The organism is Natrialba taiwanensis DSM 12281 (genome assembly GCF_000337595.1).
Classification (GTDB): domain Archaea; phylum Halobacteriota; class Halobacteria; order Halobacteriales; family Natrialbaceae; genus Natrialba; species Natrialba taiwanensis.
Genome location: NZ_AOIL01000025.1, coordinates 1 through 3,887, shown reverse-complemented (window position 1 = coordinate 3,887; position 3,887 = coordinate 1). Strand labels below are relative to the sequence as shown.

The following is a 3,887-nucleotide window of genomic DNA, read 5'->3' as shown; positions in this document are numbered from 1 at the left end:
ATCAGAGATGTGTATAAGAGACAGCGTAACAGGCGTTCTCTCCCGGATTCTCAGCATCCAACCCGTGCACGTCGTCACCACGAACGTACCCCCACTGTTCAGACTCTAAGCCGAGATGGTACTCCGCTGCGTTCCGCACCACGTCGTACACGTCACCCTGCGACCACGTGCGGGCCACGCGGTCGCCGTGATCGACCGGCGGCACCCGCTCACCGTCCGGCTTCGATGAACCCGTCCGCGTGAGCATGATCGTAGCGACGTCGCCCCATTCGCCCTCGACGTGCTCGCCGGAGCGAGCACTGTCTTCGCTCTCCGGGTACGTCCCACCCATCAGTTGCCGCTGAAACGCCGCGTTCTTGGCGGCTTGCTCATCGCCGTAGGAACTCGTCCAACAGTCATCGAAGTCCACAGTGAACGTCTCACCGTCGTAACGCGACTCGAAACGACCACCCAGCCCATCATCGTAGGGCTGGCGGGCTGTTAGGAACCGGAACAACCCTTCCGCCCATGTCACCGACTCGGCCCGTTCGACGCGATCGACGCTAAACCCGCGCTCCCATTCGCGCTCGCCCTGGACATGCTCCTCGACGCGATCCGTTTCGACCAGTTCCGAGCGGAGTGTCTGACCGTCCCTCTCGGATAGCGGCCGACCAGCGAGGTACGGGTACTTCTCACGGAACTCCTCGACGCACTCGGCTGCCCGATCAGCCACCCGCTCATCGTATGGCCGCGTTTCGTGAGACGGCTGATCTTCCGGGGTACAAGCTTCTACAGAGTTAGACCGTGGTAGCCGAGAGTGTGCTAACTCGGGCTGGCCTTCGTCCGCACTCATGGCCACCACCCGCTGTTACCGGAATCCCTCGCGCTCGCTCCCTCGCCGGAACGAGGCCGGTCGCTCGCTCCGCTGCGCTCCCTGTGTTCCGGTCTTTCCGGTGCTCGCTCCGCTGCGCGCCGGGTACGGGCATCCACCCATCCGGCACTCGCTCGCGCTCGGTCACGCTCGAGGACAACCGCGACCGCGAAAGATGGGACCGCCCGCCGGGAGATCGGCAAGCTGTGGGCTGTGGGCTGTGGGCTGCACTGGCTGAAATCAGCCGTTATAACACCGCACACCAGCCGCCGAAGGGAGCGCAAATTACTTTTCGGCGGAGACAGAAGGGTAGGACACGGAACCTCCCGGGCAAGGAGTTCCACCCGCAGGGGGCCGGTGGCACGGCCCCCCGCGGTCGTGTCCGGCCCTTCCTGCCGGACTTCGATCACGTTGGTTAGCTTTGCCTACCTGTCGTTCCTCATGGCACTTAGCCGTTTCTCTCGCGAACCCAAAGCTTGAAATCGGTGTTTTAACATATTATAACGGTATGAGCACCGTGATTTCAGCCGAAATACCGGACTCGTTAGAAAACCGACTCACCGAACGACAGGAACCAGACGAAAGTCGTAGCGCCGCTATCCGGCGGACGTTACGCGACGGAACTCACGCGCCCGAACTCCGGCGCGAGAACCACGAACTCCGCGAGAAACTGGAGAATCGAGAAAACCAGATCGAAGAACTTCGAGACGAACTCGATGAGCACCGCGAGAGGGACGCGCGGACCATCACCGTCACGCACCCAGCCGCCGTTTCCCTCATCGGCTGGTTCCTGCTCGCCCTGACCATCACGGCTGAACCGGCCCTTCCCATCGCCGTGATCGGCGCGGTGGCGATCGTCGGCGCGGTCGCACTTGGCGTGTACCGCCACACCCGAGGTGATTCAGCATGAACACCTCAAGCGATCAGCTACAGAAAGAACTCATCTGGGCACTGGCACACGGCACCAACCTCTCACAAGACGAGATCGCCGACCATCCAGCGATCGACAAATCCCAACCGACCGTAAGCCGGATTCTCAACAACTACGACCCTGCTCTTGATGGAACGGAGATCGTCGGATCTGGGTACGGGCGAGCCGAAGACACACAGACAGATGCCCCACCAGTGACCACGTACCGCGAGGCACTGGCTGAAGCCATGCTACACGCCCCGATGCTGGCCCCGATGGTCGGCATGGCGAAACTCAACAACACCGAAAACGACGGATAGAGCACCCATCACGAACCACCCCGATCGAGAACAACGCGCATCTATATATCTACCTCCTCTCTGACACACCATGGGCAAATGGGCTGTGGGCCAATTTCATTCACTGTAGACCGAAGGTCTACAGTTAATGAATACTGTAGGGGAGGGTATCACTGAATACGCATACTACCAGAAGTATGATAAACCGACTACGAGTCCTTGTACCTCACACGGTGCTCCTCCGGCACACGGTGGACCAGTTCACTGTAGATCGCCCGGAACGCATTCCCGATCTCAGCGAGCCGCGCCACATCGTCGTCCGTCAGTGGCTTATCATCGTTCAGTAACGCCCGCGTCAACGTGTCTGCGGCCGTTATAGCCTCCTGCTTCTGACCCTCCAGCACCAACGCCACGAACTCGTCTGACTCACCTTCGAGCGGCGTTCCGTGGACCAAGTCTTCGGTATCGATACTCTCATGCCCCTTTGCCGGGGAATCTGATTTTGCTGTCATGGTTTCCGTGACGGCACGGGGTCGGTGGTGTGACACCGGCCCTTTCGGGCACACCCGCGCCAGTGGGTGCCTCGCCCGTTCTCGCGGGGTCATCGGCAATCCTCTGGTGGTCGAGCCACCGGCTCGTCGAGGACCGGCGGCAACTCACGACGATCGCGTGGCCCGTCCTCACTCCATGGCCACTCGAACGACATGAGCACCTCCGCGTACCACGGTTCTCGAACGTTGCAGTTCTCGACCAAGTACCGCGCCATCGTCTCCGCCGAGAACGTAGCGAAGCCGGTCTTCTCGCACCGGATTTTCGCACCCCCCGACACGTGCGCCAACCGCGTCTCACGTAACAGCCGATCCTCTGGTAGCACCAACTCGGCCATCGACGCACCCCCCCCACCACCACCCGTTGCCTCTATCGATCCGTCCGGGTTGACGATCTCGACCAGCTCGTACTCAGCTGGAATCTCCGGCGGCTCGCCATAGACCGGCTCGACTTCCTCAGCTGTGTTTACTCCAGCCACGGCCTCCTCGACCACCTGCTTGTGTTGCGGTGCGATCCCCAGCGACCCCATCACGTTCGGCACCGAGTCCGGCACCCCGTGCGCCTCGACGTACTCACGAACCTGTGACCGAGCCTCTGCCGCTGCCGGTGGCTCGCCCGTCCGGTATCCGACCACGTACTCATGACCACCATCAGCGACCGCCTGCTGGCCGTCAGACGACGACTGTGACGACAGCCGGTACTCTGCTATCGTATCGGCACCGATCCCAACAGCAGAGCCACAGCGAGCACACACGACGTTACCCTTCCCGTCGTACTTCAGGCGGTGGCCGTGCACTCGCTCCTTGTCCTGAAGGCATAGGTCCGCTTTCGCGGCATCATTGAAAACTTGCGAGCGAGCGATCCTCTGCCGGTTCTGCGCCCACTCGATAGCTGCGAACGCCTGCATTTCGACCGGCATCTCCATCATCGGCGTGTCCTCCTGTAGCCGAAGGTACTCCGTCGCGTATCCCGCCGGTTCCTCCAAGTCTAAGCGCACCTCTATGGCCTTCTCGCGGGTATGAGCCTCTGGTTTCGCCAAGTCACACGCTTCGATGTGCTTCTCAATCGCCGGGTAGAACGTGTTCTCCAACACAGCCACGATCTCGTGGTCCGTGTCGAACGTGTCGCGTAGCCCTGTTGCCTGCAAGTCGATGTAAATAGCATCGTGACAATGCACGTAACAGGCGTTCTCTCCCGGATTCTCAGCATCCAACCCGTGCACGTCGTCACCACGAACGTACCCCCACTGTTCAGACTCTAAGCCGAGATGGTACTCCGC

5 protein-coding genes are annotated in these 3,887 nt (G+C 61.1%); 2 read left to right on the top strand and 3 right to left on the bottom strand.

Going from position 1 to position 3,887, the window contains the following annotated elements; genetic code table 11:
• Window position 1 precedes the first annotated feature (1 nt).
• Window positions 2–712, bottom strand: a complete 711-nt coding sequence (locus tag C484_RS07910) for a hypothetical protein (RefSeq protein WP_006825420.1) — start codon at window positions 710–712, stop codon at window positions 2–4.
• Window positions 713–1,358: 646 nt separating this feature from the next.
• Here C484_RS07910 and C484_RS07905 point away from each other — a divergent pair.
• A complete protein-coding gene (locus tag C484_RS07905; protein WP_004592270.1) occupies window positions 1,359–1,760 on the top strand; it encodes a hypothetical protein in 402 nt (133 codons plus the stop codon).
• Window positions 1,757–2,080, top strand: coding sequence for a hypothetical protein (locus tag C484_RS07900; RefSeq protein WP_004592271.1), 324 nt, complete (start codon window positions 1,757–1,759; stop codon window positions 2,078–2,080). The genes C484_RS07905 and C484_RS07900 overlap by 4 nt, the downstream gene beginning before the upstream one ends.
• 188 nt (window positions 2,081–2,268) lie before the next feature.
• Here the strand turns inward: C484_RS07900 and C484_RS07895 are convergent, their stop codons facing one another.
• A complete protein-coding gene (locus C484_RS07895; RefSeq protein WP_004592272.1) occupies window positions 2,269–2,571 on the bottom strand; it encodes a hypothetical protein in 303 nt (100 codons plus the stop codon).
• 89 nt (window positions 2,572–2,660) lie between these two features.
• A partial coding sequence (locus C484_RS07890) for a hypothetical protein (protein WP_006825419.1) occupies window positions 2,661–3,887 on the bottom strand: 1,227 nt, incomplete at its 5' end.